We start from the raw sequence: 26532 nt of genomic DNA, 5'->3' as shown, positions 1-26532 counted from the left end.
CGATGACCCGCGGGCATCATAATCCTGCCCGCTCGTCGTAATATCGTGACTGACCTGATGCCGCCGTGACAGGTGCCGCGTTCTCCGTGCCTTTCGGAGAAGTCTTCTCTGCCTTCCGGATCGTTTCCAGAACCATGCGCGCGCCGAGGACCGCCTCGGGCAGATCCTCCGCCGGAACGGGACGGGCAAACAGGTATCCCTGACAGGCTGTGCAGCCGAGATTTTCCAGTATCCGGAACTGATCCACTGTTTCGACACCTTCGGCGACGGTGGCGAGACCGATGCTGTGGGCGAGCGCGACGAGGCCGGATGTGATTTTCCGGTCCCGTTCGTCCCGGTCAATATTCATAACGAAGCTGCGGTCGATCTTAATGTGGGTGAGCGGAAGTTCCCGCAGATGACTGATGGCGGCGTAACCGGTGCCGAAATCATCGAATGCGACCCGGAAACCGCTTTCGGACAGGCTGAAAATCTCCCGCCGCACACGGTCTGAACGCGATGTGCCCAGAAAGATGGTTTCAGTGATCTCAATGCGGATGCACTCGCGTGGCACGCCTTCTTTTTCAGTCAGCGCAATGAATTCCTGCGCGAGACTGTCGACGCCGAAATCCGATACGCTGAGATTGACGGCGACACTGCCTTTCCAGACGGCGCTTTTTATCCAGAGCCCGACATCTCTGATGGCGGACTCCCTGACGAAGCGGCCGATTGCGAGACCGGTGCGGAAATCGTCGAAGATTTCCGGAAAAGAAGACGGCGTGATCAGTCCGAGTTCCGGATGATGCCAGCGTAGCAGGGCCTCGCAGGTTGTGACGTGGCCGACGGACAGGTTGATGAGAGGCTGGTAGTAAAGTTCGAACTCGCCCCGTTCGATTCCGAGACGGGCCTCGCTCATCAGTTTCTGGCGCCGACTGGCCTGGCTGCGCAGGGAAGGCGTGAAGGCCACGACGCTCTGATCGCCCTCCCGCTTGGCCTGCATGAGAGCGATATCGACATCCTTGAGGAACTGCTGTCCGGAGGTGATCCGGGGTTCGATTTTTGTATAGCCAATGCTTGCGGAGACGGACACGCCGGTCACGCCGATCTGGATCGGCTGCTCGATCATATCGAGCAGGTCCTGAAAATGGATTTCGGCTCCGGGCTCGGCTGGAGGCTGACGCAGGATGAGCGCGAACTCGTCGCCTCCGAGGCGGCCGGCGACCGAATCCGGGCCGGCGAAACGTTGCAGTCTGCCGGCCACCTCAATGAGAACGAGGTCGCCGACGTCATGACCGTAAATGTCGTTGACTTCCTTAAACCCGTTGAGATCGATCATGGCGAGCAGCCACTTCTCACGGGAGAGGGCGGATTTACGAATGATTTCGGCAAGCTGTTCGGCAAAGCCGATCCGGTTGAACGCATCAACAAGAGGGTCCTGTCGCGCGAGGAATTTCATTTTGTTCCGGGCTTCGATCAGCGGCGTCACATCGAAGCGGTAGGCGATGTAGGACAGGATTCTGCCGCTTTCGTCGCGATGCGGAATGATGGTTGTCGCCACCCAGTAGAGCGTTCCGTTCTTCGCGCGGTTACAGATCTTTCCGCGCCAGATTTCGCCGGCTGTGATGGTATCGTAAAGTTTTCTGAAAAATCCTTTTCCATGATAACCGGAATTCAGAATCCGGTGTGTGTGTCCGATCAGCTCATGCCGCTCATATCCGCTGATGCGGCAGAAGCGGTCATTGACGTGTGTGATCACGCCGTTCAAGTCCGTGATGGCGACGATGAGGACCTCGTCGATCGCTGACCACAGAAAATTTATGTTCTGTCCTGCCGGATCACCGTCAGGAATACGAACCGTCTGCTTTTGCATAGCAACGTCTATCCCTGAATGCGCAATTGGGCTTTATGCGGAAAGCCGGTTAACTAAATGCAAATCAGTCCGGGATTTCGTAGAGAAATCCGGAAGATCATGATTAAGACAGCGGAGATTGCCGGAACGAAAACGGATGGTCGGCGCCGTGCGCTTCGATCCGGCGCGGGAACGCGATGCCGGCTGGCTCTGGCCGGGTCTGCGTGGCCTGCCTTCAGGTGCTGTCGCGCGATCTTTTCCGGCCTCTGGTCGGCGGCCATGCCCGGGCGGGCGCCACGGCGTCACCATGAACCGCGAGGCCCGAATCAGGAGTTTCCCCTATGACTCCTTCTTTCAGATTCTCTTTGTTCTGAAAGAAGATTTCCGATATGGGGGATGGTTAAAATCAGTCACGTCAGGCGTCGTCTTCGTCCGGTACGTCGTCGGGAAATTCGTCGGTGTCGATGATCCGGCGGGGGTCGAGGGCGCGCCAGTCACGTTCCATGGGAGTGGCGGGGTGTTCGACGAATTCGCTGAGTTCGGTCGAGGATTTCCAGCCTTCATCTCCGGCATCGAGAACTTCCGCGTTTTCGCCGTATGCGAACCAGGCGTTCAGCGTGTCGCGCGGCGTGGCGCCGGCGGCGCGGCAGATTTCGATACTGTCGCGGACATAGGCGCGGGCGAAGGCGTTGGCGTGGGCGAGATCCTGAAAATCGCGGATGTCTTCGACGATGTTGTCTTCCGCGCCTCCGGAGAGATCGAGAATACGTACGGTGAGGCCGGTGTTTTTGCCGTCCGTGTCGGTAGCGGATTCGTCCATTTCGTCAAAATCGTCTTCGATGCGGGTCATGATGCGGGGCTCCGGTGCTGTGTCATGAATGGTTGTGCCGCGATTCCTTCCGGGATCGCGGCACAGGTCCGGACATTGTCCGGTTCAGGCGCTGTATATGGGGTGTCTGTTCAGGGCTGGTAGCGGCGGCGTCTGGCGGCTTCGGCGCGCCGGACGGAGGGGAGCAGGAATTCGCGGCCGATCTTGACGCTTTCCACGCCATCATAGGTGACGATATCGGCCGTGGCGTAGGTCTCGTTCCAGAGTTTCGGGATGAAGGAGCCGGTGCCGACGACGTCGATCGGGGCGTTGGCGTCGGCCATGCAGGCGCATTTGGTAACGCCGAAGCCCGACGAGACGACGATACGGACCTTATCGAAGCCGGCCTCGTCGAGGGCTTCGCGCATCCGCCAGATGGCGGCGGCGGAAACGCCGGTGCCGATGAGGTTGCGGAGTTCGCTTTCCGAGCGGTAGCGGCGGATAGCCTCCGGGACGTGGCGGTCGACGACGGCGTAGGATTCCTGCGGGTCGAGACCTTCGAGGAAGCGGCCGCCATGGGTGTCGAGCCGGACGGCGATTTTGCCGGCGGCGGCGAGGTCGGGGAAGCGGCGGCAGACAGCGAGCGAGTCCGTGATTTCGCGGCCGTAGTAATCGACCAGCACGGTGAGATCGGTGTCGGGGTAGGTTTCGTGAAACATTTCCGCGGCGCGGAGCGTGGAGCCGGCATAGCCGATCAGGGCGTGCGGCATGGTGCCGAAGCCATGCGACTGGCCGAAGAAGGCAGCCGTGGCGTCGTTTGCGCCGCCGATGAAGCCGACGGCGCCCTGTTTCTGTGCGGCGCGGCTGCCGACGGAGGCACCGTAGGCCATGAGTTCCTGCATCTCGTATCCGGCGCAGTGGCGGGCTTCCATGGCAAGGAACTGTGCTTTCGGCAGAGAGAGCGCCATCTGGTAGGCGCGGTGAGCGGCGACGCAGGGCGGCCCCAGTTTCTGCAGCACGAGGGTTTCGAGGTCGGTGAGATGCGCGAAAAATCCGGTGATGTAGAGCAGGGGTTCGCCGGCGCCGACCCATTCTCCTTCGACGTGCGTGGTCTCGACGATGATTTCGATGCCGCGTTCGCGGGCGATGTTTTCCAGCCAGCGTTCGACGACGGCGGTGGCTGAGAGCACCGGGCGTCGGATGAACACGGCGTAGGTTACGACGCAGTCGCCGAAGCGGGTGACGATGGCTTTCGTGCGGTTGAAGTAGCTGTCCGTGCGGGCGGTGATTTCCGCGTCGCTGACGGCGGCGGCGGTCAGGGCCGTTGCGACGCCGGGAGAGGCTTCTTCCGTCCGCGCCTCGACCGCGGGTGTGGACGGGACTGCTGCGCCGGGGCTGGACATGGTTTCTCCGTCCTTCTCATGTGTCGCGTCCGATGCGACATCCTGCTCTCTTATTACGCCGCAGGATCAGGCGACCGGCAAGCCCGCGACCGGATAGCGCCGGCACAACAGGCCGTGACAGGCGATGGTCCGTGACGACGGGATTTTCGCCGGTGTTGTTTCTGTCCCGATGAGTCAGAGCAATAACCCCGGGCAATGATTCAGGGCGATAATTCAGAACTGACGTTACGATCCGGCGTTCAGGTCCCTGAAGTGAAGCCGATAACGTCAGGCGTCTGACGTTATGCCCGGCATTTCAGAGGGGCAGTCAGGGAAGAAGACCGGTTTTCCGGTCCCTCCCCTTTTCCCTGCTCTTTCCGGTCAGAGCCGCGAGACTGCTGACGGGGTGGCCCGTACGCGGGTGGAGAGTTCCTCAGCCATGCGGAAGGCCAGTTCGAGCGACTGCTCCGCGTTCAGGCGGGGATCGCAGAAAGTCTGGTAGCGTGCGCTGAGGTCGTCTTCGGTGAGTTCATGGGCGCCGCCGACGCATTCCGTGACGTTCTGGCCAGTCATCTCGATATGCACGCCGCCTGGGGGGACGCCCTCATCGGTCAGCACATCGAAAAACGCCTGCGTTTCGCTCAGGATCGCATCGAAATTGCGGGTTTTGACCTTGTGTGAGGTCGAGATGGTGTTGCCGTGCATCGGGTCGCTGAGCCAGGTGACGGTGCGGCCGGTGCCTTTGACGGCGCGGACCAGCGGCGACAGGTGATCGCGAATCTTCGCGGCGCCCATGCGGGAGATGAGCGTGATGCGGCCGGCCTCGTCATCCGGGTTGAGGATTTCGAGGAGACGCTCCAGGTCTTCGATCTGTGTCGTCGGGCCGACCTTGATACCGATCGGGTTGCGGACGCCGCGCAGGAATTCGACATGCGCGCCGTCCGGCTGGCGGGTGCGGTCACCGATCCAGAGGAAGTGTGCGGAGCAGTCATACCACTCGCCGGAAGTGGAATCGATGCGGGTCAGCGCCTGCTCGTAGGGCAGGAGCAGGGCTTCGTGCGAGGTGTAGAACTCGGTTTCGTCGATCTGAGGGGCGCATTCGGCGTTGATGCCGCAGGCGCCCATGAAGGACAGAGTCTCGTCGATCTTTTCGGCCAGCACGCGGTAGCGTTCGGCCAGCGGAGAGCGCTCGACGAAGCCGAGATTCCAGCGATGGACCTGGTGCAGGTTGGCGTAACCACCGCGCGAGAAGGCGCGCAGGAGGTTGAGGATTCCGGCGGACTGGAAGTAGCCGGTTTCCATGCGGACGGGGTCGGGCACGCGGTCGGCGGATGTGAAATCCGGGCCGTTGATGATGTCGCCGCGATAGGACGGCAGTTCGACGCCGTCTTTCGTTTCCGTGTCGGAGGAGCGCGGTTTGGCGAACTGGCCGGCCATGCGGCCGATCTTCACGACCGGCACCTTGGCGCCGAAGGTCAGCACCACGGCCATCTGGAGCAGGACGCGGAATGTGTCGCGCACGAAGTCCGCCGAGAATTCGGAGAAGCTTTCGGCGCAGGCGCCGCCCTGGAGCACAAAGGCGCGGCCGGCAGCGGCCTGAGCGAGGTGCTGGCGCAGGCGGCGGGCCTCGCCGGCGAAGACGAGCGGCGGATAGCGATGCAGGCGGGCCTCGACGGCGGTCAGCGCGTCTTCGTCCGGATAGCTCGGTACCTGTCTGATCGGAAACGACCGCCATGACTCCGGCGACCAGCTGGCTGCCTTGCGGACGGCCGGGGATGCGGAGGATGGGCTGAGCGTGACACTCATTGTCGTTTCTTTCGTCCTTGCAGCACGCCTGTTCAGGCGCGGTGTTTCGTGTGTCTGGTAAGGCAGAGGTTAAGCCCCGGATGCTGCCGGTCTCAGGCGGCGCGGGGCGGTTCTTATGCCGAACTTCATCCGGGAATGCAAAAGAGAGCGTTTATAGTGTGGGCGGGCGGCGGAGCCGGGCATTGCTCTGCGTTCTGGACGACATCCCCGGAGTTCTTTGTCTTGTTGTTATGAACAGGTCGGATCACAGGAACTGCGTTTCGCGGCGTCTTCCGTTCTTTGGCGTTCCGGGCGGAGGCCGGACGTTTCAGACGGCTGCCAGCTCATGCGCTGCGCTCTCAGAGGATTTCGCGCACGGATCTTTGCAGCGGAGCGGGCCAGAGGATGGAGCGCGATGGCACCGGAGGAGGAGCAAGTGAATGGCTGTGAGGCTGTCCCTGCGGGTCGGGGGGCAGTGATGTCAGGGGTGTATCTGGCGGAAGGTCAGATTGAAGCGGCATTCGCCGGTATCCGGGTGGAAGGAGCGGGCAAGCGGGGCGATGCCGTGGAAGACGAAGCGGGAGGGACCGCCCCAGACGACGACGTCGCCATGGGTGAGGCGAAGGCGGCGGGTGGGATCGGCGCGGTGAAGGCCGCCCCACAGGAAGGTGGCGGCGACGCCGAGGGAGATGGAGATGATGGGCATGTGAGGCGCGTCTTCGTCCCGGTCCTGATGCAGGGAGAGGCGGGTTCCGGGTTCGTAGCGGTTGATCAGGCAGGATTGCAGGGGCGGAGTGGGGTAACCGGCGGCGGCGGTGGCGCGGCGGACGACGGCGGCGAAGATATCGGGGACCGGAGGCCAGGATGCGCCGGTCAGAGGCGATGTTTCGGTGTAGCGGTAGCCGTGGCGATCGGAGCACCAGCCATATTTGCCACACGCGGTCATGGCGACGGACATGAGGCGGCCGCCGGGTGTTTCCATGCGGCGGAAAGGCGTGACGCGGGCGATGGTGTGAACGGCGTCGATCAGGGCGGAGGCATCGGGCAGGGCCAGAGCGGGCAGGAGGACGGCGCCTTCGGCGAGGGAGACAGGAGATGCTGGCGCGTGTGCGGCAGGACGGGCCTGCGGGAGGTCGAACAGATCGGCGGTCATGATGGCTTCCCTCCTCTTTTTGTAGCATCCGGTCCTGTTGCATCGGCGGATACGGGCACTATATGGGAACTGATGCAGCCGGTGAAAAGCTGCCCCGCGCCGGGTGAGTGACGGGGCATACCGGGCCGGAATAGTCATGGTTTTTCAGTGACTGTTGTGCGAAACTGTTCGCAGTTGAAACAACAGCCCGCATATCCGGGCGGGTTGTGTTCCGCCTCTTTTTCCGGAGGCGTCCTTTTACGCAGAGAGTGGTTCTGATGGTTGCTTTCCCCCGTTTCAGCGCCGGTGTCGCTCTGGCTTTCGCGCTGTCCGCCGGCCCCATGGCCGGAGTGGCGTGCGCGGCTCCGAATGATCCGCTGGCCGGGGCGGAGATGACGAATGGCGACCCGACGCAACAGGATGCCGGCTCATCCGTTACGACCGGTGTTCAGTCCCGCCAGCATGAGCATCTGCATGTTCGGGGGCGGCGTTCACTGCCGCCGGGGTATCAGGAGGCGCCGTCCATGGATATCGATCATGGCCCGGACCCGGATCATGAAGAGCATGTGACACGGGATTCGGTCACGGGCGCGAATCTGTCCCGTTTCGGGTCATCCTATCAGGATTCCGGCCCGACCGGGACGGGGACGCTGGGCGATTCCACCGGAAATGGCTGGGTAGCGCCGCGCTGAGCGGAGGCTGTTACGGTTCTGCCGTCTGCTGACCTTCACCAGACGGGGAGTTGCGTTCGCGGGGCTGCCGGGGCATCCACGCAGGCGCGATTTCGTTGTGGTTCCGTGGTGACGGGTTTCTGACTTCCGTCGGAGGCATGTTCGCTGCCGTGGCGCCGGTCACGGATCGCGGGCGAGAGCCGCATTGTTCCTTACGCAGACGACAGAGAACAGCATACGATGAGCCAGTTTCAGCTCCATGACAGCCAGCGGCGGGCGACCGTTCCGTTCGAGCCGCTCGATCCGGGGCATGTGCGCGTCTATTACTGTGGTCCGACTGTCTATGATGTGCCGCATATCGGCAATCTGCGGGCGATGCTGACGGCGGATATTCTGATCCGTCTGTTGCGGCAGCTTTATCCGCGCGTGACTTTTGTGCGGAACATTACCGATGTCGATGACAAGATCACGGCGCGGGCGGCGGCGAATGGCGAGGATATCGGGAGTCTGACGGCGCGGACGACGGCGGAGTTTCATGCCGGTCTGGCGGCGATGAACATGGTGCCGCCGGATATCGAGCCGCGGGCGACGCATAATATCGGCGAGATGCAGGCGATGATTGCCCGGCTGATTAAGCAGGGCCACGCCTATGAGGCGGAAGGGCATGTGCTTTTCGCCGTGGCGTCCTTTGCGTCTTATGGCGCGCTGTCGGGGCGCGATCCGGACGAGCTGGTGGCCGGAGCGCGGGTGGAAGTGGCGCCTTACAAGCGCGATCCGGGGGATTTCGTGCTCTGGAAGCCGTCCACGCCGGAGCAGCCGGGCTGGGTTTCGCCATGGGGTCGCGGGCGGCCGGGCTGGCACATCGAATGCTCGGCGATGGCGCATCGTTATCTGGGGGAAAGTTTCGACATTCATGGCGGCGGGTCGGACCTGCTGTTTCCGCATCATGAAAATGAGCGGGCGCAGAGCCTGTGCTGTTTTCCGCACGGGAAATTCGCGAATTACTGGCTGCACAATGCGATGCTTCTCGTCGAGGGCGAGAAGATGTCGAAATCGCTCGGCAATTTCTACACGCTGTCCGATGTGCTGGATAAAGGGCCGGTGGAGGCGCTGCGGCTGTTGCTGATGAGCGCGCAGTATCGTTCGGTGCTCAATTTTACCTGGTCCGGACTGGATGAAGCCCGCAAAACCATGGACCGTTTCTATCGGGCTCTGGAGACTGCCGGGCCGCCCGATGTTTCCGGTCGTTCCGTTCCGCAGGCTTTTCTTGATGCGCTGTGCGACGATCTGAACACGCCGAAAGCCATTGCGGAGATGCATGTTCTGGCGACGGCGGCTCTGGCCGGAGACCAGGACGCGGCGGCGGATCTGAAGGTCGCGGGCGAGATGCTTGGCCTGCTCACTCAGGAGCCCGCAGCCTGGTTCCGGGGTGGTACGGCGGCTGATGGTCCGTCGGAAGCGGAGATCGAAGCGCTGATCGCTGAGCGTCTTGCCGCCCGCAAGGCGAAGGATTTCGTCCGTGCCGACGAGATCAGAGCACAGCTCACGGATCGGGGCGTCACTCTGGAAGACGGAGCCGGCGGCACGACCTGGAGACGAGCGTGAGGCGCTCATCATGACTGGCAAGGACGGCGGAGCGCCGCTGGAGCCGATCGGGAACAGTCCGGTCGTGATTCTCGTGCGGCCGCAGATGGCGGAGAATATCGGCACCACGGCGCGGGCGATGGCCAATGGCGGGCTGTTCCATCTGCGTCTGGTCGCGCCGCGTGATGGCTGGCCGCAGGACCGGGCCTGGCGGACGGCGTCCGGAGCGGACCGGATTCTGGAGGCCATTGAAGTTTTCGATACGGTGGATGATGCCGTGGCGGACCTGCATCATGTGTATGCCACGTGTCCCCGGCCCCGGCATATCGTCAAACAGGTTCTGACGGCGCGGGGTGGGGCGGCGGAGCTGCGGGCGGCGACGCGGCGGGGGTTGCGGGTCGGGCTGCTGTTCGGGCCGGAGCGGACGGGGCTGGACAATGAGGATATGGCGCGGGCGGACGGGCTGATCCGGTATCCGCTGAATCCTGGTTTCATGTCGCTGAATCTGGCGCAGGCCGTGATGGTCATGGCCTATGAGTGGTGGCTGACGGAGGATGAGACCCCGTCCCGTGAGCTGATGACCAATGAGACTCACGTTGCGACGAAGGGTGAGCTTGAGAATTTCATGCGGCATCTGCTGGCGGAGCTGGATGAGTGCGGCTTTCTGCGGAACGAGCAGAAGAAGCCGGGCATGGTGAGAAATCTGCGGCATTTTTTCACGCGCGGCGAGGTGACGGAGCAGGAGCTGCGGACCCTCCACGGGGTGGTCACGGAGCTGTCGCACGGGCGGAAAATCCGTCAGGGCTGAGCCGGCGGGGCGTGATTTCAGGGTGTCCCCGATTCCGGGGCGTTCTTCGTCCTTTGGCCGGGCTTTTCTGAAATCACATTTATTCTGTCTGAAAATGTGAAAGCCTGAAGCGGTTCGCAGAGTGCCCGGACAGGCATACAAAGGTTCTGCTGTTCAACCACATGGCGCCCGCCGCCCTGTCGGCGGGAAGAACCAGGAGTGTGCCTCTGATGTCTTCTCAGAAATCCTCGCTGCGCGGCATGGCGCTGCTGAACGACGCCGAACTCAACCATGGCACGGCCTATACTGCGGAGGAGCGGAAGGCTTACGGGCTGGAGGGACTTCTGCCGCCGCGTGTCGAGACGCTGGAGCGGCAGATCGAGCGGACATTCCGGCATCTGGAGGCCAAGCCGAACGATCTGGAGCGCTATATCTATCTGAACTCTCTCGTCGACCGGAACGAGACCCTTTTCTACAAGGTGCTGCGATCCGATCCCGCGACATTCGTGCCGATCATCTATGCGCCGACACTGGCGCAGGCCTGCAGGATGTTCAGCCATCTGTACCGGCGTCCGCGCGGGATGTACATCACCCTGGAGATGAAGGGACGGATTGCCGAGGTTCTGCGGAACTGGCCGGAGCGTGATGTCCGGACGATCTGTGTGACGACGGGCGGGCGTATTCTCGGTCTCGGGGATATCGGGGTGAACGGAATGGGAATCCCGATCGGGAAACTCCAGCTTTATACTGTCTGCGGTTCGGTCCCTCCCCGCTCGCTGCTGCCGGTCCAGCTTGATATCGGCACGACGAATGCGGCGCTGCGGGCTGATCCGCTTTATCTCGGTCTGCGCCGGGAGCCGCCATCCATCGAAGAGCTCGATGAGTTCGTGGAGGAATTTATCGTGGCGGTTCAGGAAGTGTTTCCGGGCTGCTGTCTGCATTTCGAGGACTGGAAAGGCACGGATGCGCTGCGTTATCTCGCGAAATATCGCGACCGGGTGCTCTGTTATAACGATGATATTCAGGGCACGGCGGCGGTGACGCTGGCGGGTCTGATTACTGCTCTTAAGGTGAAGGAAGAGAAACTCTCCGAACAGCGCTTCGTCTTTCTTGGCGCGGGGTCTTCGGGGCTGGGAATTTCGGATCTGCTGGTCACGGCGATGAAGGCGGAGGGGCTGAGCGAGGAGGAGGCCTGTTCGCGTATTACGCTTCTGGACGTGAACGGCCTGATTGAGCCGTCACGCACGGATCTTTCGGAGGAGCAGAAGCGGTTCGCGCATCCGGCCGAGCCGACGAAAGATCTGCTGAAGACGATCCGGCGGGTGAATGCCTCGGTGCTGATCGGTGTTTCGACGTCCGGCGGGGCGTTCAGTCAGGAGATCGTGGCTGAAATGGCGCGGCTGAACGAGCGGCCGGTCATCTTCTCTCTGTCGCTGCCAAGGGCGAATGCGGAATGCACGGCGGAGCAGGCTTATCAGTGGTCTGACGGGCGGGCGCTTTTCGCGGGGGGCGAGCAGTTTCCGAATGTGGAGCTGAATGGCAGGACGTTCTATCCGGGCCAGGCGAACAACTTCTATATTTTCCCCGCGCTGGGGCTGGCGCTGCATGCGACGCGGCCGAAGATCGTCACGGATGCGCTGATCATTGAGGCGGCGCTGGCACTGGCGGATCAGGTGGATGTAGTGGCGCTGGAGCGCGGGCGACTGTTTCCGCCGCAGACGCATATCATTGAGGTGGCGATTACCTCGGCGGTGCGCCTGGCGGAGTTTATCTTCGATCATGGAATGGCCGGAGTGGAGCGTCCGGCGGATATCCGGGCGTGGATCGAGGGACTGACTTACGACCCGGATTACTGAGCGGCGAGGCTTGTATAAGGCGCGTTTCCAAGCGGAGGGAAAGAGAATGACGATGTATATCGCGATGAACCGTTTCAGGGTGCATCCGGATAATGAGAACGCGTTTCGGCGCCGGTGGCTGGATCGCGACGTTCTGCTGAAAACCGTTCCCGGATTCGTATCCTTTCAGTTTCTGAAAGGACCAAAGCATGAGGAATATACGCTTTATGCGTCCCATACCGTGTGGGAGTCATTCGAGGCGTTCCGGGACTGGACGCAGTCGGAACAGTTCCGCGCCGCGCATGCGCATGCCGGGGAAGGACGGGCGCTGACGGCTGGACCGCCGGTTTTTGAGGGGTTCGAGGTCCTTCAGGACGTGACTCTCTGAGTGGATGAACTCCGCGCCCCTGCCGGTCTGGTTTCGGACCATCCGGTGGTATGGAGTGGCCCGTCGGGGCGGCTTCTTTTTTCCGGGTTCTGCCAGCCCTGTTATCGGGATGTGTCTGGCATCGGGGTTCAGCAGCAGCGTCTCGGGCGATAATTTCCGACGCAGTCGACGATCGCGGTGAGTGCGGCCTGACGTGTTTCATCGGCGCAGGTAAAGACATGCGTCCTCGCGCGCTGCTCGACGGTGCTGGCGGAGAAATCGTCCATGCGGGTTTCGGGATTGCCAGTCAGGAGATCCGCGACCGACCGGCGGGCGTGGACGGCCAGCCGCACGATGCGGAATGCGAGGCTGTTGATGATCGACTCTCCCTCGATCCGTCCGAAGGCACTGTGAAAATGGCTGAGCTGCATGCAGGCTTCGGCATAGCGCTGCACGGTGTTGCGCTCGCAGGTCGCGTGGAAATAGCGCTGATGCCAGATACTGGCCAGTCTGTGTTCGGCCTGGGCCAGCCGCATATCGCATGCGGAGCCGGCATCGTTTTCTCTGTCGGCTTTCTCGTGACGCGCGGCGAGCCACATTGCGGGAAAGTCCGGATATTGCGTCCCGCGCCAGGCGAAGCCACGTTTTTCGGTGCCGGATGCGAAGCGGAACCGTCTCTGCCCGTCAACGCCGTAGAGCGTGGAGTCCTGACCTGGCGCCTCATCACGGCCGAGGATGACGATGTGATCGACATCGCCTGCCCGCATGTAACGCTGCAGGGTGAAGACGTCGTACAGCGTTTCGTCGTCGCATGACTGTTCGAGATGCGCCTTTACGTAATCCATGAAGACGGGGCCGGAAAGTTCCAGAACACCACGCGGGCAGAAGTCGAAATTCCACCAGCGTGACATTTTCACGATATGAAAGGCGAGCGTATTGCGGAGTGCGGTCAGTTCCTCCGGTGGCGTGCCGTGCGTGCACAGGAACTGCACACCCTGAAACCGGGCGACCAGTTTGTTGATCTGTCCGATGAAGGGGAAGAACGGATCGGCATAGGCGAGGATGTCGGCCGGGCGTGACCGTTCGAGATGCCAGCTGGCGGTGAAGCCTGTTGATGTGGTCATGACTGAAGCCGCTCCTGCGAAATGGACGCTGGCCTTTCTATTATTGCAATTAAGAGTCGTTCGCAAATAACTTCGACATGATCTCTCGCTATACCGGCCAGGGTTCCGCTAAGACCGTGGAAGTTCCCGCAGACGTATGCCCGGTTTCAGCTGTGGCAGCAGGGTCTTCGGGGTGCCTATGCGCTGTGACAGGTAGATGCCGGTGTGGCCGGAGCAGAGATAGGCAATGAAACAGCCGGCTGCGTAATAGATCACGTCTGCCGCGCCGAAGAGTTCGACGGCCATGAAGGTACAGGCCAGCGGCGTGTTGGCGGCGCCGGCGAAGACGGCGACGAAGCCGACGCCGGCGAGGAGATCAGCGGGAACGTGGAGGACCGGGGCCAGGGCATTGCCGAGACCGGAGCCGATGAAGAAGAGCGGAGTGACTTCACCGCCTTTATAGCCGCAGGCGAGCACGATGACCGTGAAGAGCAGTTTCAGAACCCAGGCCCAGGGGTAATAATGAGTGCTGCCGAAGAAATTCACGATGGAAACGCCGGCGGGGTCCGGGCTGACGACGCCGAGACCAAGATAGTCGCGGGTGCCGGTGATCCATACGAGCAGGATGGTCAGGACTCCCCCGATGGCGGGACGGAGCCAGGCCTGCGGGCAGAATGTGCGAAAGGCGGTGCTGAGCCGGTGAGTGCTTTCAGCGAAGAGGCGGCTGGCGAGACCGAAGCAGATCGCGGCGAGGCTGACCTTGCAGAGCAGCAGGGCGCTGACGTGAAAGATGGAGCCGTCCGCCGCCGGGATGCCGCGGAAACCAACATGATAGGCGGTGTGACGGATACCCCAGGCATGACAGGTCCAGTCGGCGACGATGGAAGCGACGGCGACGGGAAGGAGAGCAGCGTAGTCCAGGCAGCCAAGCGTAAGGACTTCGAGGCCGAAGACAGCGCCTGCGACGGGAGTTCCGAACACGGCGCCGAAGCCGGCGGCGATTCCGGCGGTAAGCAGAAGGCGCGTGGAGCGGGTATCGAGGCGGAAGAGTTGTGCGAAGCCGCTGGCGAGGCTGCCGCCTATCTGCACGGCGGTCCCTTCCCGACCGACGGAGGCGCCGAAGAGGTGGCTGATGACGGTGCCGAAGAGGACGAGCGGCGCCATGCGGAGGGGGACACCGCCGCCAGGTTCATGGATCTGGTCGATGATGAGGTTATTGCCACCTTCCGAGCGGCCGCCGATGTGCTGGTAGAGGGCGGCGACGGCCATGCCGGCGAACGGGAGGCCTAAGAGGATGGCGGGATGATCGAAGCGGAAACCGGTGATGACGTCGAGCAGCCAGAGGAACAGGGCGCAGAGGCTTCCGACGCAGGCGGCCATGGGGATGAGAATGATGCCCCAGCGGGCTGACGTTCCGGTGACGCGGGCGACATGCCGAAAGGAATACTGCCATGTGGCCATCGGGCGGACTCCTGCCATCATGCTTCCGGAGAAGCGGTTCTGTCAGGAATCATCAGCTCCTTTGCGGAGCGGTTCGACCTGTACGTGGAGATCCACGCTCAGAGGTCAGGCAGAATCCATTGCCGTGCAAACGGATTACAGACCGGGTTATGTGGTGCTGTCAACGGATGTACGGTCTGCCATTTCTGGCGTCCGTTTTTGCGGATTGTCCGGGAATATGTCTCGCGTCATAACCTCTTGCCGGGACCGGTTATCGGGATCTGAGCGTGGCGAATATGATATTGGGCTGACGGCTCATACCGGCATAGGAGCTTTGATCAGAGTGGCGCTGCTTTCCCCGATACGGGAAGGCGTTCCGCGCCGGTGGACAACCGGCTCTATGCTGACTTCTTGCCGGCACGGCCGGGCAGGCAACGGGTGCTGTTGCCTGCCAGCGAAGTTTGTTCCCGGAAGAAGCGCCGGGCTGAGCGGGACATCATAAGGGAGGAGCGCTCCACCACTCAGTCTCTCAGCTGGGATGAAGGCCGTTTCTGCCAGACCGGATTTGTCAGACTGGTTTCGGGTGTGTCAGACGTCCGGTCAACCTGGCCAGCACGGTTTTGAAGGCGGTGCGCTCATGCACGTTCATGCAGCCGAACCATAGCAGGGCATAAAAGAATACCGGAACCGTGACGGCGGCCGCGACGCCAAACATGACGGGGATATTGACCAGCGCCAGGGTCAGACATGCGAACGCGGCGATAACGACGGGTAATGTGCGGATGATGCCGTCACTCAGGGGACGATAGAGAGTCACACAGATCAGCGCCCTGATATGAACATCGATCATGCAGCGGAGAGCCCAGGCGATAGCGGCGCCAATGATACCGAAAAGCTTCAGGAACAGGAACAGCACGGGCAGATAGAGGCAGAGTTCTCCAAGAGACAGCTTTGCGCTGGTATCGGGGCGGCCGATCGCGTCGAGAAATCCCGCGCAGATCGTATCGAGCGCCCCGGCGAAAACGCCCAGGCAAAGCAGTTTCATGATCAGGGTGCTGTTCGCGGCGAAAAGAGGATCAATCCAGAGTGTCAGGAAGGTCTGGCTGAACAGGGATGCGACGAAACACACCGGAAACATAAGCGCGCACATGGTCAGCACACTGGTCCGGAACAGTTCGACTGTAACAGGAATATCAGTTCGCCAGGACGCCGAAAAAGCGGGATATGCCGAGCCCGCGACGGCATTGGTGAGAATTGAGAAGCGACTGACGACATCGAGAGGCGTCGTATAGAACGCCGTGGCGGCGACCGAGACGATGCTGGCGATCATGAAACGATCGAAATACACGAGGATCGGAAAGGCAAGATTGGAGACGGTCATCCATCCGCCGATATGGAGCAGCGGCTTCATGAGATGCGGCCGGAAGCGCGCTGTTCTCAGAGTCGGCATAAGATCGAGGCAGATCTTCAGATAGACAGCGGTCATCAGCAGCCGACAGGCTGCGAGCGAGAGCATTACGCCGAAAAGACTGTTCCAGACCAGAAGAACGAGCAGCGGCCCAAGATAATACATGACCGAGATGGGAACACTGATGAGGTTAACAACACGGAATGCCTGATAGGCGGTCATAATGCCCCACATGGCGGCGTTGACCATGACGAACGGAGCTGTTGCACAGAGCACCCAGAGCGCGAGCTTTGTCTCGTGTTCCAGCTCCGGCGGAACCTTCAGGCCATGCTGCACCCATACATGCACGGCGATAGCGGCCACGATTCCACCAAATATTCCTATGCCGCCAAGAATGACGGTGCCGGTCAGCGAGAGATCGGCGACGGAGTCCTTATCCGGATCGTTAACGACCCGGTCGGCGATGGCGCGTGTCAGTGCGCGGCCGAGACCGAGATCGAAGATGCCGAAGGAGCCGACGAGGCTGAGAGCGATGGTGAAGATGCCCCAGCGGGACAGGCCCATCATGTGAATCAGTTTCGGGGTAACGAGAAGTGCCACCAGAACGGGAGCGACCCGACCGAGCATGTTCCAGGCGGTATTGGACAGAATATGGTGGGGTTTGACGGCGCCAGGCGCGGGAGACGTCATGAATAATCAGATCCTGCTGTCGGCGGCTGCATCCGGGGCAGCCTCAGACACAGTAAAGACCATCTACGCTGTATCAGGACAGACGCCCCGTCAGACAGTCCTTTCCGTATGGCTATCACCCGTATCGGATAAAAGCCAGATGAGAAAATCCGGAACCGGAAACAGGCGGTCCGGATCTGCGCGGGAGGAAAGAGCGGGGCTGACCGCCCTTCCCTGCCCGCGCCTGACGCAGTTGGCTTAGGGAAGGATTTCCGTCTCTGCGAAGAAGAAGCGGATTTCGTTCGCAGCGTTCTCGGCGCTGTCAGAGCCATGCACGGAGTTGGCTTCGATGCTCTCGGCGAACTGGGCACGGATGGTGCCGGCGTCGGCCTTCTTCGGGTCGGTGGCGCCCATGACTTCACGGTTCTTCGCGACGGCGTTCTCGCCTTCGAGAACCTGGATGACAACCGGGCCGGAAGTCATGAAAGAGACCAGATCGCCGTAAAACGGGCGCTCCATGTGCACAGCGTAGAACGCGCCGGCCTGGGCCGGACTGAGCTGGGCGCGCTTCTGGGCGACGATGCGCAGGCCATTGTCTTCGAACACGGCATTGATTTTGCCGGTCAGGTTGCGGCGCGTTGCATCGGGCTTGATGATGGAAAGTGTGCGTTCGACAGCCATTGGTCGGCTCCTCATTCTCGTTTCTGCCCGGTCGGTATCCGGGACGGGTCGCGGATCATGACGGCCCGCGGGCAGCGCTCATCTAGAGCATTATCGCGGCGACGGGTAGGGCTTTACGCAGACGGATGCTATGGCGGGATGGCGCGGCGCCGGCTTGGTCCGGCGCACCCTGAACTCTGGACGATCTGTAGTGAGACTTTCGTGAGCCTTCTTGTTATCACAGACCTGACTCTTCGCATTGGCGGCCGCACGTTGCTGGATCAGGCGAACCTTTCGATCGAGCCGGGGCGCAAAGTGGGGCTGATAGGCCGCAACGGAGCCGGGAAATCGACCCTGATGGGAGCGATCGCGGGGGATATTCAGCCGGATGGCGGAGAGATCAGGCTGTCGTCGCGCGCCCGGATGGGGCGGGTGAAGCAGGAGGCGCCGTCCGGTCCCATGTCACTGATCGACACGGTGCTGGCCGGGGACACCGAGCGGGCAGCGCTGCTGACCGAGGCGGAGACGGCAACGGAGCCGCAGCGGATCGCGGAGATTCACGAGCGGCTGGGGGCTATCGGCGCGGACAGCGCGCCGGCGCGGGCGGGGAGCATTCTGGCGGGGCTGGGATTCGATGCAGCGGCGCAGCTCCGGCCGGTGTCCGACTTTTCCGGTGGCTGGCGGATGCGTGTGGCGCTGGCGACGGCGCTGTTTCTGGAGCCGGATCTGCTGCTGCTCGATGAGCCGACGAATCATCTCGATCTTGAAGCGACGCTGTGGCTGGAAGGATGGCTGTCACGGTTTTCGGGGGCGGCGCTGATCGTCAGCCATGACCGGGGCCTGCTCGATTCCTGTGTGGATGCGATCGCGCATCTGGACCGGGGCAAACTGTCGCTGACTCCGGGCGGGTATGAGGAATTTGTCCGCATCCGGACCGAGCAGGCGCTGCAGCAGGCGCGGGCGGCGGAGAAGATCGCGGCGCGGCGGGCGCATATGCAGTCCTTTGTGGACCGGTTCCGGGCAAAGGCGACGAAGGCGCGGCAGGCTCAGGCGCGGATCAAGGCGCTGGAGAAACTGCCGGTGATCGAGAGCGTCGTTGAGGATGCCCCGACGCAGTTCTCGTTTCCCGAGCCGCAGGAACTGCCGCCGCCGATGCTGACGATGGAGCATGTGACGGCGGGATATGGCGACCGGGTGATTCTGTCCGATCTGTCGCTGCGGCTGGATATGGAAGACCGGATTGCGCTGCTGGGTGCGAACGGCAACGGCAAATCGACCTTCGCGAAGCTGGTAGCGGGACGTCTGGAGCCGATGTCAGGGACGATTGCCCGAAGTTCGCGCCTGAAGGTCGGATATTTCGCGCAGCATCAGGCGGAAGAGCTGGTGATGGAGGAAACGCCGATTCAGCATATGGCGCGGGCGCTGCCGAAAGCGACGCCGACGGAGGTGCGTTCGCAGCTGGCGCGGTTTGGGCTGAACGCGTCGAAGGCTGAGACACAGGTGTCGCAGCTTTCGGGGGGTGAGAAAGCGCGGCTGTTGCTGGCGCTGGCGACACGTGATGCGCCGCAGCTGCTGATTCTGGATGAGCCGACGAACCATCTTGATCTGGATGCCAAGGACGCTCTGGTGCGGGCGCTGTCGGAATTTCAGGGAGCCGTGTTGCTGATCAGCCATGATCCGCATCTGGTGGAAATGGTGGCGGACCGCCTGTGGCTGGTGGGTGACGGCAGGGTCACGCCGTTTGATGGCGACATGGCGGAATACCGCGCGTGGCTGATCGAGCAGTCCCGTGCCGCCGCCCGTGCTGCGAGCGGAAAGCAGGTGGACGGCACGTCCGCCGGACGGAAGGAAGATCGCCGGGAGCGGGCGCAGGCACGCAAGGCGCTGGCGCCGCTGCGCAAGCGGGTGAAGGACGCCGAGACGCGGGTGACGAAACTCAGCGTCGAATGCGCGACGCTGGAGGCAAGGCTGGCCGATCCGGGGCTGTATGTTGAGGGCGGCGCAGAGGAAGTGACGCGGCTGACGACAAAACTTGCGACACTGCGGAAAGATGAGGAAAAGGCGGAGGCTGACTGGTTTGCCGCTCAGGGGGAACTGGAGGAGGCGAGCGGTGGCGAATGAGACGGGCGCTTCAGATCGGCCGGTAACCCTGCCAGGCGGCGCTGAAGGCGCGGCCTTCGGGAGCGGGCTCCAGGTGAACGCAGCTGTTCCGGAAGGCTTCGATCAGGATGCAGTCATCGACATCCATGAGGTTGTCTCTGTGCTGGTGAATACAGTCGGTGAGAAGCGAGGATATGGCTTTCCGCTTTGCATCTTCCACTGTTTCGGCGACGAAAAATGCGAACTGATGGTCTTCCCGCAGTTCGCCGGGAAGGTATCCGCCCATATTGACGAAAAACAGCTTCTTCCGCCCTGCGGGTCTTCCCGGTTTCAGCACGATCCGGTGGCCGTCCGCCCAGTCGAGAATGCCATAGGCGTCGAGATGCAGAGACTCTCTGATCCCGAACCACTGGCGGGCCAGAAACGGGTATGCCTCCTCCACTTTCCGCGCGGCGACAAACTGGATATCGTGAACCTCGATATTCCCACCTTTTACTGATCCGCCCAGGTAAAATACGAAGAGTTTTTCGTCGGCTCCATCCATCTGACGATGATCCTTTTTTCTGATCCGGCACCAGCCGCGCGTGCCTGGCTGTGGTTCATGCCGTGAAGTCTTCCGGTTACAGGGCAGCTTACAAAATCTGTGAAAACCTGTCTCTGTCTGCGTCGTTATCGCAAACGATGCGACCCTCGCCGGATTGACGGTGTGACCCGGGCATTATATTGCTTTTCCGTAACCATCGTGACGTAAGTGTCGCTGAAAACAAAGCCTTTTATCCGGATGTTTCTCAGCCTTCCGCTGCTTTGCGCTTACAGCGTCTTCCTGCTCAGCTTCTGGAGGGCACGAGATGATCTTCATCTGTCCCTGCCATGGGATGTCGCGATGATCGGGGGTTTCGGAGCGTTCTTTTTTCTGCTGACGCTTTTTACGTTCACTGGCCGGCCACTGCCTTTCCCGTTTTTCGACGGGAAATTCTTTCTGTCGCTGCATCGCTGGCTGACGGCCCTGTTTCTCGGCTTCCTTGCCTTTCATATCGGGGCGATCGTCGTGACCGATCCGCAGATATTATATGATTTCTGGCCATCCGGCACACCGGGGATGCAGTTCGGAGCGCTGGCGGCCTTTCTGGCGATGCTCACGCCGGGGCTGGCATTCCGCAGGGTATGGCGACGGCTCTTTGCCACGGCGGGAATTTTCCGGATTTCCCATGTGATTCTGGCATCGGCGGTGCTCGGCGGGTCCGTATTTCATATCGTGACCACACGGGTTCACGTCGTCCTGTCGTGGCAGGTATGGGCCTGCGTAAGCGTTGCCGCCGTTGCGCTGGTTCTGCCGGCGACCGAACGGTGGCTGCTGGCACGCGTAACGGTCCGGCCGGGGTGGAAGCGGCGCATCCACACAAGGCATCTGGCCGGAATGCTGGCGGGTGTCATTTTCTGTGCTGCTACCATAGAGACAGCGGCATTTCTGTTATGGCGGCGGTAAGGATAAGACGCGCTCTGCCGCTTTTTCTGACGGCGGCGGGAATTGTGCTTCTCTTCGGCGCCGCAGTGCTCGGGCATCGGATGACCGTCGCTCGCGGACAGGATATTCCCCTCGTGTTCCATCACCGGGCGCATGGCGGATTTAACTGCGTGACGTGTCATCATGACTTTCTGAAACCGGTCGTCACACCGGCAGTGCACAGAACCTGCATTGCCTGTCACAAAGCAACACCTGCCGTGGCATCGGTCATTCATGATCAGTTCCATGCGTTCTGTGTGGGATGTCATCTGAACCAGCAGGAACAGAACCGGCGTGCCGGTCCCGTGCACGAATGCCGGGCGTGCCATGTGCGCGAGGCCGGCAGTCCGGGGCACGGACATCTGCACTGACGGCTGGTCCTGCAACGGAGATAGCGGCGGGATCGCCGTGGGCCACGTTTGCGGTACGTAAAGCAACCGGTCGTCGGAGCAAGGCCATTGCTGAGAGGCTGTTTTCATATTCCACTCCGGCGGATTGTTTTCACCGGGATTGCTGAGTACGAAAGGGCGTGTCGGTGTGGCCTTTGGCGCAGGGTGTCATGCGCGGACTCTCGCTGTTCAGTTCTGTGAGCTACAATCACATGACGTATGGATCGAATGTCAGCATCATGGATGGCGACGGGATTTTCCATGATGTGCACGGTGCGAAGATGACCGGCTATCCTCGGGTCAGATACAAGGCGTAGGCGAATGATACCTGGCGACGGTTCAACGTCAGTTTCGATGTGAATTACCACTCGAAATGACCTTGCAGCGTGATCAACGACACACATGCGCCGTCTTACTGGCTGGCTAATGCCGGGACGCGGTATTCACCGGGCGATGTAGAATGTGATGGTCACGTTTAACGTCTGTAATCCGTTCAGCTCGAAATATATTTCGATGATGGGCCAGAGCGGCTTACCGGCAGGCGGAGATTATCAGTCTCTGGGTGCCATGCGCGAATATTTCGGGATGGTCAGCACAGAGTTCTGAGCGGAGTTATTTATCCTCACTGAAACGGATCTGCGAGGGATCGACCTCTTCGTCCGGAGCATGATCCGGGAGGATGCGACCTGTATGTTTCTGCGCAGTGCCGCAGGGAGAGATATTATCCATCCGGTTCTGGTCGTCGCCGGAAGAGCCGCCATGCAAGCCGCCTCCCATTCCTCCCCCCATTCTGCCGTCCGGACCGCCACCGGAGCCGCCCTCATCGTCTGCAAGGCCGGCGAGAGTGGAGAGGCCGCGCATGCCCATGCCGACGCCCTGTCCCACGCCGCCGCCCATGCCCCCGGCCATACCGCCGAGCATACCGAGGCCGCGACCGACCCGGCCCATCATCGACCGGCCATGTTTTCTTTCGCAGGTGTCGGGATCTGGTTTTTCGCAGGCCGAGAGGAGAATGAGAGTTGCAGCAAGCAGGCAGGCGGAGGTCTTTCGGCGCATTCAGTCCTCTTCGGGAACCGGGATCTTCCGTTACAGTGTGGCGGGCGATGGACGGTGTGCCGAGATACGAACCGTGACGAAATGTTATCGATCATCGGAAGGGTGCGCTGGCACGGGGCGCGGGCTGATTTTCCTTTCCCTACTTGAAAAAATTGCGCCAGGAGCCCAGGACCTGTGGCTCATCAGAGCGTTACACGGACGCCCGAGCGTGCCTGCCCGCGGTGCGGGTGCCATTCCGGTCTCGTTCTTCTTATTTTGGCGCCACAGGACTTTATGACAACCGATCCGCATCCGGCCGAGCACGACGCTGTCTCCACACCTGTCGAGACGGCCACGCAGAACATCGCCTCCCTGTTGCGTCTGGCGCTTCTGATCGCGGCGGTGATGCTGTCGGTCTGGCTGATCGGCGACGTCATCATGGTGGTGTTTTCGGCCACGCTGTTCGCGGTCATTCTGCATGGTCTGGCGCGGCTGCTGCACCGCAAAACCAGACTGCCTTACGGCTGGTCGCTGGCGGTTGTGTGCATTGTCTTTGTCGCCGCGATCGTCGGGATCAGCTGGACGAGCGGCTCGGACATCGTGGCGCAGGCCTCCAAGCTCCAGAATGCCCTGGTGACGCAGGCGGTCGCGCTGCGGAATCAGCTGGCGACGTGGCCGCAGGGCCGGGTGCTTCTGGATTATCTGCCATCGTCGCTTGGGGGCACCCAGGCCGGGACCGGGGGCCAGGGGGGGCTGATGTCGCTCGGGTCGCGGATCGCGGGGTCGATGACGGGGTTTCTGGGGTCGGCCTTCGGCGCGCTGGGTACGATGGCGGTGGTGCTGATCGCAGGGATCTATTTCGCGGCCTCGCCGTCCATTTACGCGAACGGCATTCTGCGGCTGGTGCCGGGAAAATGGCGCGGCAAGGGGCGTGAGGTGATGCTGGTCGCCGCCGAGACGCTCTGGGCGTGGGTGGCGGGTCAGGCGCTGGATATGGCGGTTGTGGGGCTTCTCTCGGGGATCGGACTGTGGATCATCGGGGTACCGCTGGCGTTCAGTCTGGGCTTTCTGGCGGCGCTCTGTAACTTTATCCCGTATATCGGCGCGATCATGGGAGCGGTGCCGACGATGCTGATCGCGCTGTCTCTGGGTCTGCGCGAGACGGCGATGGTGGCGGCGCTGTACTGTGTCGTACAGTTTTTCGAAGGGAATGTGCTGGCGCCGATGATCCAGCGCCGGGCGGTGCAGATGCCGCCGGGTCTGACGGTGCTGTCGCAGACGTTCTTCGGCGGGATTTTCGGGTTTCCGGGGCTGATGCTGGCCTCACCGCTGACGGCGATGCTGCTGGCGGTGGGCGACAGGCTGGCGCCGAAGCTGGATGATGAGGAGCGTGTCTGAGATGGGCAGGAATCGTTCTGTTTCCGGGATGTGCCGTGTGATGGTGTCCGGACTGGTGCTGGCGGGAGCGGCGGTGTCGCTTGCCGGGTGCGAGGCCTATGACGAGGCGGCTCGGGAGAGATGTTCGAAGACGAAGCCGGATATGTCGCTTCTGCGTGAAGGCGATATGACGGCGTTTCTCACGCCGTGCGGGCTTCAGGGGGTGGCGGATGCGACAGGCCGGGTGCGCCTGCATTATCAGCCGCCGCGCCGTGACGGTACTCTTCCGGTGAGCGCGAATGCGAATTTCACGGTGAGCGAGGAAGGCGGATCGCGCGGGCGGATCTGGTATCTCTGCATGCCGGTGCCTGCCCTGCCGGTCTCCGCGCCACCCGCACCTGCCCTGCCCTCATCCGGGTCACTCTCGTCTGCCGCGTCGTCATCTGGATCGCTCTCCTCCGCTCAGCCGGTGACGCCGTCGCGGGCTCCGGCGGGCGCCGGCAGCGCGGCGAAGCCGGCGGTGGCTGCGGTGCCATCCTTTATTTCGCCGGGCTCGCAGCAGGCGGTCTGCCGTTATGCCGGTTCGGGTGTGGACCGGATGAGCCTGACCTATGACCGGGACGATGCCGCCAGCCATGACCCTCGCAACTGGTAATGCCGGATCGCCTGAGAGCGGGTTTTTACGCTCCCGGGTCTCATGCGCGGGCCTGTCACGGCGGGCGTCTCTGCGGCTGGCGGCCGGGTTATCCCTGGCAGGGCCATTGATGAGCGCCGCGCGGGCCGGAGAAGTTTCACCCGGTCCGGTTCTGCCTGCTGCGGGCAGCGGGGAGCGGTGGCCGACGCTGGACGGGGCGCGGCCGCTGTTACTGGCGCATCGGGGGGCGAGCGCGCTGCGGCCGGAGCATACGCTGGCGGCTTATGCGAAGGCGATCGCGGACGGGGCAGATTATATCGAGCCGGATCTGGTGCCGACAAAGGACGGTGCTCTGATCGTGCGGCATGATCCGGATATTTCGCAGACGACGGATGTGTCGGCGCACCCGGAATTCGCCTCACGGAAGCGGACGATGGTGGTGGATGGCCAGCGGATTACCGGCTGGTTTTCGACGGATTTCACGCTGGCGGAGATTAAGACGCTGCGGGCACGGGAACGACTGCCGAAGGTGCGGCCGCTGAATGCGCGGTATGACGGGCAGTTCGATATTCCGGCGCTTCAGGAGGTGATCGACTTTGTGGCGGCTGAGTCTGCCGCGCGGGGCCGGATGATCGGGATCATTCCGGAAATCAAGCATCCGACGTTTTTCGCGGGGCTGGGGCTGCCGATGGAGGACCGGGTGCTGGCGGCGCTCGGGGCGCATTTCTATACGCGGACAGCGCCGCTGGAGATTCAGTGTTTCGAAGCCGGGTGTCTGCGGACTCTCCGGGGCCGGCTGGCGGGAGCCGGGTTGCGGGCGCGGCTGATGTTTCTGATGGGCGGACCGGGTGAAGTGCCGGGCGATGTTCAGGCGCGGGGCGGCCGGACGACCTATGGCGATCTGATGAAGCCGGAGGCGCTGCGGGAGATCAGGCGGTATGCGGAGGTGATCGGGCCGGCGAATACGTCGCTGATTCCGCGCGATGCGGCGGGTCGGTGGCTGGAGCCGACGACGCTGATCCGGGATGCTCATGCGGCGGGGCTGCTGGTGCATTCCTATACGTGCCGGCCGGAGAATGTGTTTCTGCCGGCGCAGCTTCGCAGCGATGCGGGGCCGGATGCGCGGAACGAGGCGGGATCGGTCGCGGAGATCCGGCGGTATCTGGCGATGGGGCTGGACGGGTTTTTCACGGATGATCCGGCGGTCGGGCTGCGGGCGCTGCAGGGGGCTGGCTGAGGGTTTTTCGGGCGGTTTTTTCCAGAAGGGTCGGGGTGTTTTTCCGGGGTGATCACGGATTGTATCACGGGTGGGTGCCGGGGTTTTGTGGTGTGTTGCGGGTGGTGCTGATCTGAGAGGGGCTGCGGGGTGGCATGGCGGGGGCTCCGGTTGTGATGATCCGTGAGTGAAGCTGTCCCTGGTGGCGGGGTGGTGGATTATTTCGGGTTGGATCGATACGGGGACGGACGGGATTCCAGAGAGTTCCGGACTTTTTAGGTTCGGTTCCGGAATGGATTTTCGGCGATACCGGCAGGACGCGGGACTGCTGTCCGGGTTATGGGCGGGCGGCGCGTCTCCGGCTCTCCAGATTCTGTGGCACTGCCGGATATCATTATTTTAGCGGAATTATTATTTCATTTATTTCAACTGTAAATCACCCTGGTCCGTAAATATTTTTTGATGTTTGCGTCAAAGTATGTGATATTATTTCTTTTCATTTTATAAATTCAACAAATAATTTCATTGTCTCTGAATGATTGCCAATCTGAAAACAAACGAAACAGACTATAGTATTCTGAATGCTGTTCCCGGAAGCGAAACGTGCAGGACACTCTTTCCGCAGTTTTATCATCCTTACAGTCAGTCAGCCAGCATGGGCGATTTCGCCGGAGGCATTGCCCGGGACAGACGCATCAGCGTTCTTCTGTCCGTTTCGGATGAGGAACCGAGGCAGGTCATCCGGCTGGCGCTGTCGCGTTTTGAAGCGACGGGGCGGCAGAAGATCAGTTCCCCGCTGTGAGGATCGGTCGGGGGTG

The 26532-nt window shown here is 61.9% G+C and carries 24 protein-coding genes and 1 riboswitch; of the genes, 13 read left to right on the top strand and 11 right to left on the bottom strand.

The genetic code is table 11. The annotated features are described in order from the left end of the window. Positions 1-16 precede the first annotated feature (16 nt). The 5 genes from GOB93_RS11045 to alkB form a co-directional block, all read right to left on the bottom strand. A complete protein-coding gene (locus tag GOB93_RS11045; protein ID WP_173583555.1) occupies positions 17-1849 on the bottom strand; it encodes a putative bifunctional diguanylate cyclase/phosphodiesterase in 1833 nt (610 codons plus the stop codon). A 394-nt stretch (positions 1850-2243) separates the two neighbouring features. After that, on the bottom strand, positions 2244-2678 hold the full coding sequence (locus GOB93_RS11040) for a hypothetical protein (RefSeq protein WP_408742390.1): 435 nt from the start codon (positions 2676-2678) through the stop codon (positions 2244-2246). A gap of 110 nt (positions 2679-2788) precedes the next feature. Then, positions 2789-4039 carry a nicotinate phosphoribosyltransferase gene (locus GOB93_RS11035; RefSeq protein ID WP_242010711.1) on the bottom strand — a complete coding sequence of 417 codons (1251 nt, stop codon included), beginning with the start codon at positions 4037-4039 and terminating at the stop codon, positions 2789-2791. Positions 4040-4399: 360 nt separating this feature from the next. Next, positions 4400-5824 (bottom strand): class II 3-deoxy-7-phosphoheptulonate synthase, encoded by a 1425-nt coding sequence (locus GOB93_RS11030; RefSeq protein WP_173583554.1) that lies wholly within the window; start codon positions 5822-5824, stop codon positions 4400-4402. 460 nt (positions 5825-6284) lie between these two features. After that, positions 6285-6956, bottom strand: coding sequence for a DNA oxidative demethylase AlkB (gene alkB, locus GOB93_RS11025; protein WP_173583553.1), 672 nt, complete (start codon positions 6954-6956; stop codon positions 6285-6287). 257 nt (positions 6957-7213) lie between these two features. Between alkB and GOB93_RS11020 the strand changes: the two genes are divergently transcribed. From GOB93_RS11020 to GOB93_RS11000, 5 genes are all read left to right on the top strand, one after another. After that, positions 7214-7627 (top strand): hypothetical protein, encoded by a 414-nt coding sequence (locus GOB93_RS11020; RefSeq protein ID WP_173583552.1) that lies wholly within the window; start codon positions 7214-7216, stop codon positions 7625-7627. Between the two features lie 219 nt (positions 7628-7846). Next, positions 7847-9211: a cysteine--tRNA ligase gene (gene cysS / locus GOB93_RS11015; RefSeq protein WP_173583551.1), complete on the top strand. Its 1365-nt coding sequence runs from the start codon at positions 7847-7849 to the stop codon at positions 9209-9211. 10 nt (positions 9212-9221) lie between these two features. Further along, positions 9222-9998 (top strand): RNA methyltransferase, encoded by a 777-nt coding sequence (locus tag GOB93_RS11010; protein ID WP_173583612.1) that lies wholly within the window; start codon positions 9222-9224, stop codon positions 9996-9998. A gap of 209 nt (positions 9999-10207) precedes the next feature. Then, entirely contained in the window at positions 10208-11833 is a 1626-nt protein-coding gene (locus GOB93_RS11005; protein WP_173583550.1) for an NAD-dependent malic enzyme, read from the top strand. A gap of 52 nt (positions 11834-11885) precedes the next feature. Then, entirely contained in the window at positions 11886-12200 is a 315-nt protein-coding gene (locus GOB93_RS11000; RefSeq protein ID WP_173583611.1) for an antibiotic biosynthesis monooxygenase family protein, read from the top strand. Positions 12201-12328: 128 nt separating this feature from the next. Here GOB93_RS11000 and GOB93_RS10995 read toward each other — a convergent pair whose 3' ends face one another. The 4 genes from GOB93_RS10995 to ndk all read right to left on the bottom strand — a co-directional run bounded on the left by GOB93_RS10995 (position 12329) and on the right by ndk (position 17480). Then, entirely contained in the window at positions 12329-13303 is a 975-nt protein-coding gene (locus tag GOB93_RS10995) for a hypothetical protein (RefSeq protein WP_173583549.1), read from the bottom strand. Positions 13304-13411: 108 nt separating this feature from the next. Continuing rightward, positions 13412-14743, bottom strand: a complete 1332-nt coding sequence (locus GOB93_RS10990; RefSeq protein WP_242010710.1) for a voltage-gated chloride channel family protein — start codon at positions 14741-14743, stop codon at positions 13412-13414. 36 nt (positions 14744-14779) lie between these two features. Beyond that, a riboswitch (Fluoride riboswitch) is annotated at positions 14780-14876 on the bottom strand. A gap of 414 nt (positions 14877-15290) precedes the next feature. Further along, positions 15291-16820, bottom strand: coding sequence for an oligosaccharide flippase family protein (locus GOB93_RS10985; protein ID WP_173583548.1), 1530 nt, complete (start codon positions 16818-16820; stop codon positions 15291-15293). Between the two features lie 237 nt (positions 16821-17057). Next, entirely contained in the window at positions 17058-17480 is a 423-nt protein-coding gene (gene ndk, locus GOB93_RS10980) for a nucleoside-diphosphate kinase (RefSeq protein ID WP_146886168.1), read from the bottom strand. A gap of 201 nt (positions 17481-17681) precedes the next feature. Here ndk and GOB93_RS10975 point away from each other — a divergent pair, with 201 nt between their 5' ends. After that, positions 17682-19580, top strand: a complete 1899-nt coding sequence (locus tag GOB93_RS10975; protein WP_173583609.1) for an ATP-binding cassette domain-containing protein — start codon at positions 17682-17684, stop codon at positions 19578-19580. A 10-nt stretch (positions 19581-19590) separates the two neighbouring features. On the opposite strand, the gene GOB93_RS10970 is transcribed toward GOB93_RS10975, so the two are convergent. Then, positions 19591-20103 (bottom strand): DUF1543 domain-containing protein, encoded by a 513-nt coding sequence (locus tag GOB93_RS10970; protein WP_173583547.1) that lies wholly within the window; start codon positions 20101-20103, stop codon positions 19591-19593. Between the two features lie 237 nt (positions 20104-20340). On the opposite strand from GOB93_RS10970, the gene GOB93_RS10965 reads away from it, so the two are divergent. The 3 genes from GOB93_RS10965 to GOB93_RS10955 all read left to right on the top strand — a co-directional run bounded on the left by GOB93_RS10965 (position 20341) and on the right by GOB93_RS10955 (position 21769). After that, positions 20341-21045: a hypothetical protein gene (locus GOB93_RS10965; protein ID WP_173583546.1), complete on the top strand. Its 705-nt coding sequence runs from the start codon at positions 20341-20343 to the stop codon at positions 21043-21045. Further along, a complete protein-coding gene (locus tag GOB93_RS10960) occupies positions 21033-21434 on the top strand; it encodes a cytochrome c3 family protein (protein WP_242010708.1) in 402 nt (133 codons plus the stop codon). The genes GOB93_RS10965 and GOB93_RS10960 overlap by 13 nt, the downstream gene beginning before the upstream one ends. Before the next feature lie 188 nt (positions 21435-21622). Next, on the top strand, positions 21623-21769 hold the full coding sequence (locus GOB93_RS10955; protein WP_173583545.1) for a hypothetical protein: 147 nt from the start codon (positions 21623-21625) through the stop codon (positions 21767-21769). Positions 21770-22064: 295 nt separating this feature from the next. On the opposite strand, the gene GOB93_RS10950 is transcribed toward GOB93_RS10955, so the two are convergent. Next, positions 22065-22508, bottom strand: coding sequence for a hypothetical protein (locus tag GOB93_RS10950; protein ID WP_173583544.1), 444 nt, complete (start codon positions 22506-22508; stop codon positions 22065-22067). Positions 22509-22781: 273 nt separating this feature from the next. Here GOB93_RS10950 and GOB93_RS10945 point away from each other — a divergent pair, with 273 nt between their 5' ends. From GOB93_RS10945 to GOB93_RS10930, 4 genes are all read left to right on the top strand, one after another. Next, a complete protein-coding gene (locus tag GOB93_RS10945) occupies positions 22782-23885 on the top strand; it encodes an AI-2E family transporter (protein ID WP_173583543.1) in 1104 nt (367 codons plus the stop codon). A gap of 1 nt (position 23886) precedes the next feature. Then, positions 23887-24519, top strand: coding sequence for a hypothetical protein (locus tag GOB93_RS10940; protein WP_173583542.1), 633 nt, complete (start codon positions 23887-23889; stop codon positions 24517-24519). 109 nt (positions 24520-24628) lie between these two features. Continuing rightward, positions 24629-25735 carry a glycerophosphodiester phosphodiesterase gene (locus GOB93_RS10935; RefSeq protein ID WP_198912692.1) on the top strand — a complete coding sequence of 369 codons (1107 nt, stop codon included), beginning with the start codon at positions 24629-24631 and terminating at the stop codon, positions 25733-25735. Between the two features lie 634 nt (positions 25736-26369). Continuing rightward, a complete protein-coding gene (locus GOB93_RS10930; RefSeq protein WP_173583541.1) occupies positions 26370-26516 on the top strand; it encodes a hypothetical protein in 147 nt (48 codons plus the stop codon). Positions 26517-26532 lie beyond the last annotated feature (16 nt).

Origin of the sequence: Acetobacter musti (assembly GCF_011516835.1) — a bacterium.
GTDB classification, from domain to species: Bacteria; Pseudomonadota; Alphaproteobacteria; order Acetobacterales; family Acetobacteraceae; genus Acetobacter; species Acetobacter musti.
Note: the sequence above shows the minus strand (reverse complement) of the source record. Positions and strands in the feature narration are given on the sequence as shown.

Bases quoted from the DNA above. Each gene is read 5' to 3' on its own strand.
- GOB93_RS10995 (WP_173583549.1), bottom strand. From the start codon at position 13,303: ATGACCACATCAACAGGCTTCACCGCCAGCTGGCATCTCGAACGGTCA.
- GOB93_RS11010 (WP_173583612.1), top strand. From the start codon at position 9,222: ATGACTGGCAAGGACGGCGGAGCGCCGCTGGAGCCGATCGGGAACAGT.
- GOB93_RS10960 (WP_242010708.1), top strand. From the start codon at position 21,033: ATGGCGGCGGTAAGGATAAGACGCGCTCTGCCGCTTTTTCTGACGGCG.
- GOB93_RS10990 (WP_242010710.1), bottom strand. From the start codon at position 14,743: ATGGCCACATGGCAGTATTCCTTTCGGCATGTCGCCCGCGTCACCGGA.
- GOB93_RS10940 (WP_173583542.1), top strand. From the start codon at position 23,887: ATGGGCAGGAATCGTTCTGTTTCCGGGATGTGCCGTGTGATGGTGTCC.
- GOB93_RS11030 (WP_173583554.1), bottom strand. From the start codon at position 5,824: ATGAGTGTCACGCTCAGCCCATCCTCCGCATCCCCGGCCGTCCGCAAG.
- GOB93_RS11040 (WP_408742390.1), bottom strand. From the start codon at position 2,678: ATGACCCGCATCGAAGACGATTTTGACGAAATGGACGAATCCGCTACC.
- GOB93_RS10950 (WP_173583544.1), bottom strand. From the start codon at position 22,508: ATGCGCCGAAAGACCTCCGCCTGCCTGCTTGCTGCAACTCTCATTCTC.
- cysS (WP_173583551.1), top strand. From the start codon at position 7,847: ATGAGCCAGTTTCAGCTCCATGACAGCCAGCGGCGGGCGACCGTTCCG.
- GOB93_RS10955 (WP_173583545.1), top strand. From the start codon at position 21,623: ATGCGCGGACTCTCGCTGTTCAGTTCTGTGAGCTACAATCACATGACG.
- GOB93_RS11005 (WP_173583550.1), top strand. From the start codon at position 10,208: ATGTCTTCTCAGAAATCCTCGCTGCGCGGCATGGCGCTGCTGAACGAC.
- GOB93_RS10945 (WP_173583543.1), top strand. From the start codon at position 22,782: ATGACAACCGATCCGCATCCGGCCGAGCACGACGCTGTCTCCACACCT.
- GOB93_RS10935 (WP_198912692.1), top strand. From the start codon at position 24,629: ATGAGCGCCGCGCGGGCCGGAGAAGTTTCACCCGGTCCGGTTCTGCCT.
- GOB93_RS10970 (WP_173583547.1), bottom strand. From the start codon at position 20,103: ATGGATGGAGCCGACGAAAAACTCTTCGTATTTTACCTGGGCGGATCA.
- GOB93_RS11035 (WP_242010711.1), bottom strand. From the start codon at position 4,039: ATGTCCAGCCCCGGCGCAGCAGTCCCGTCCACACCCGCGGTCGAGGCG.
- GOB93_RS11020 (WP_173583552.1), top strand. From the start codon at position 7,214: ATGGTTGCTTTCCCCCGTTTCAGCGCCGGTGTCGCTCTGGCTTTCGCG.
- GOB93_RS11000 (WP_173583611.1), top strand. From the start codon at position 11,886: ATGTATATCGCGATGAACCGTTTCAGGGTGCATCCGGATAATGAGAAC.
- alkB (WP_173583553.1), bottom strand. From the start codon at position 6,956: ATGACCGCCGATCTGTTCGACCTCCCGCAGGCCCGTCCTGCCGCACAC.
- GOB93_RS10930 (WP_173583541.1), top strand. From the start codon at position 26,370: ATGGGCGATTTCGCCGGAGGCATTGCCCGGGACAGACGCATCAGCGTT.
- GOB93_RS10985 (WP_173583548.1), bottom strand. From the start codon at position 16,820: ATGACGTCTCCCGCGCCTGGCGCCGTCAAACCCCACCATATTCTGTCC.
- ndk (WP_146886168.1), bottom strand. From the start codon at position 17,480: ATGGCTGTCGAACGCACACTTTCCATCATCAAGCCCGATGCAACGCGC.
- GOB93_RS11045 (WP_173583555.1), bottom strand. From the start codon at position 1,849: ATGCAAAAGCAGACGGTTCGTATTCCTGACGGTGATCCGGCAGGACAG.
- GOB93_RS10965 (WP_173583546.1), top strand. From the start codon at position 20,341: ATGTTTCTCAGCCTTCCGCTGCTTTGCGCTTACAGCGTCTTCCTGCTC.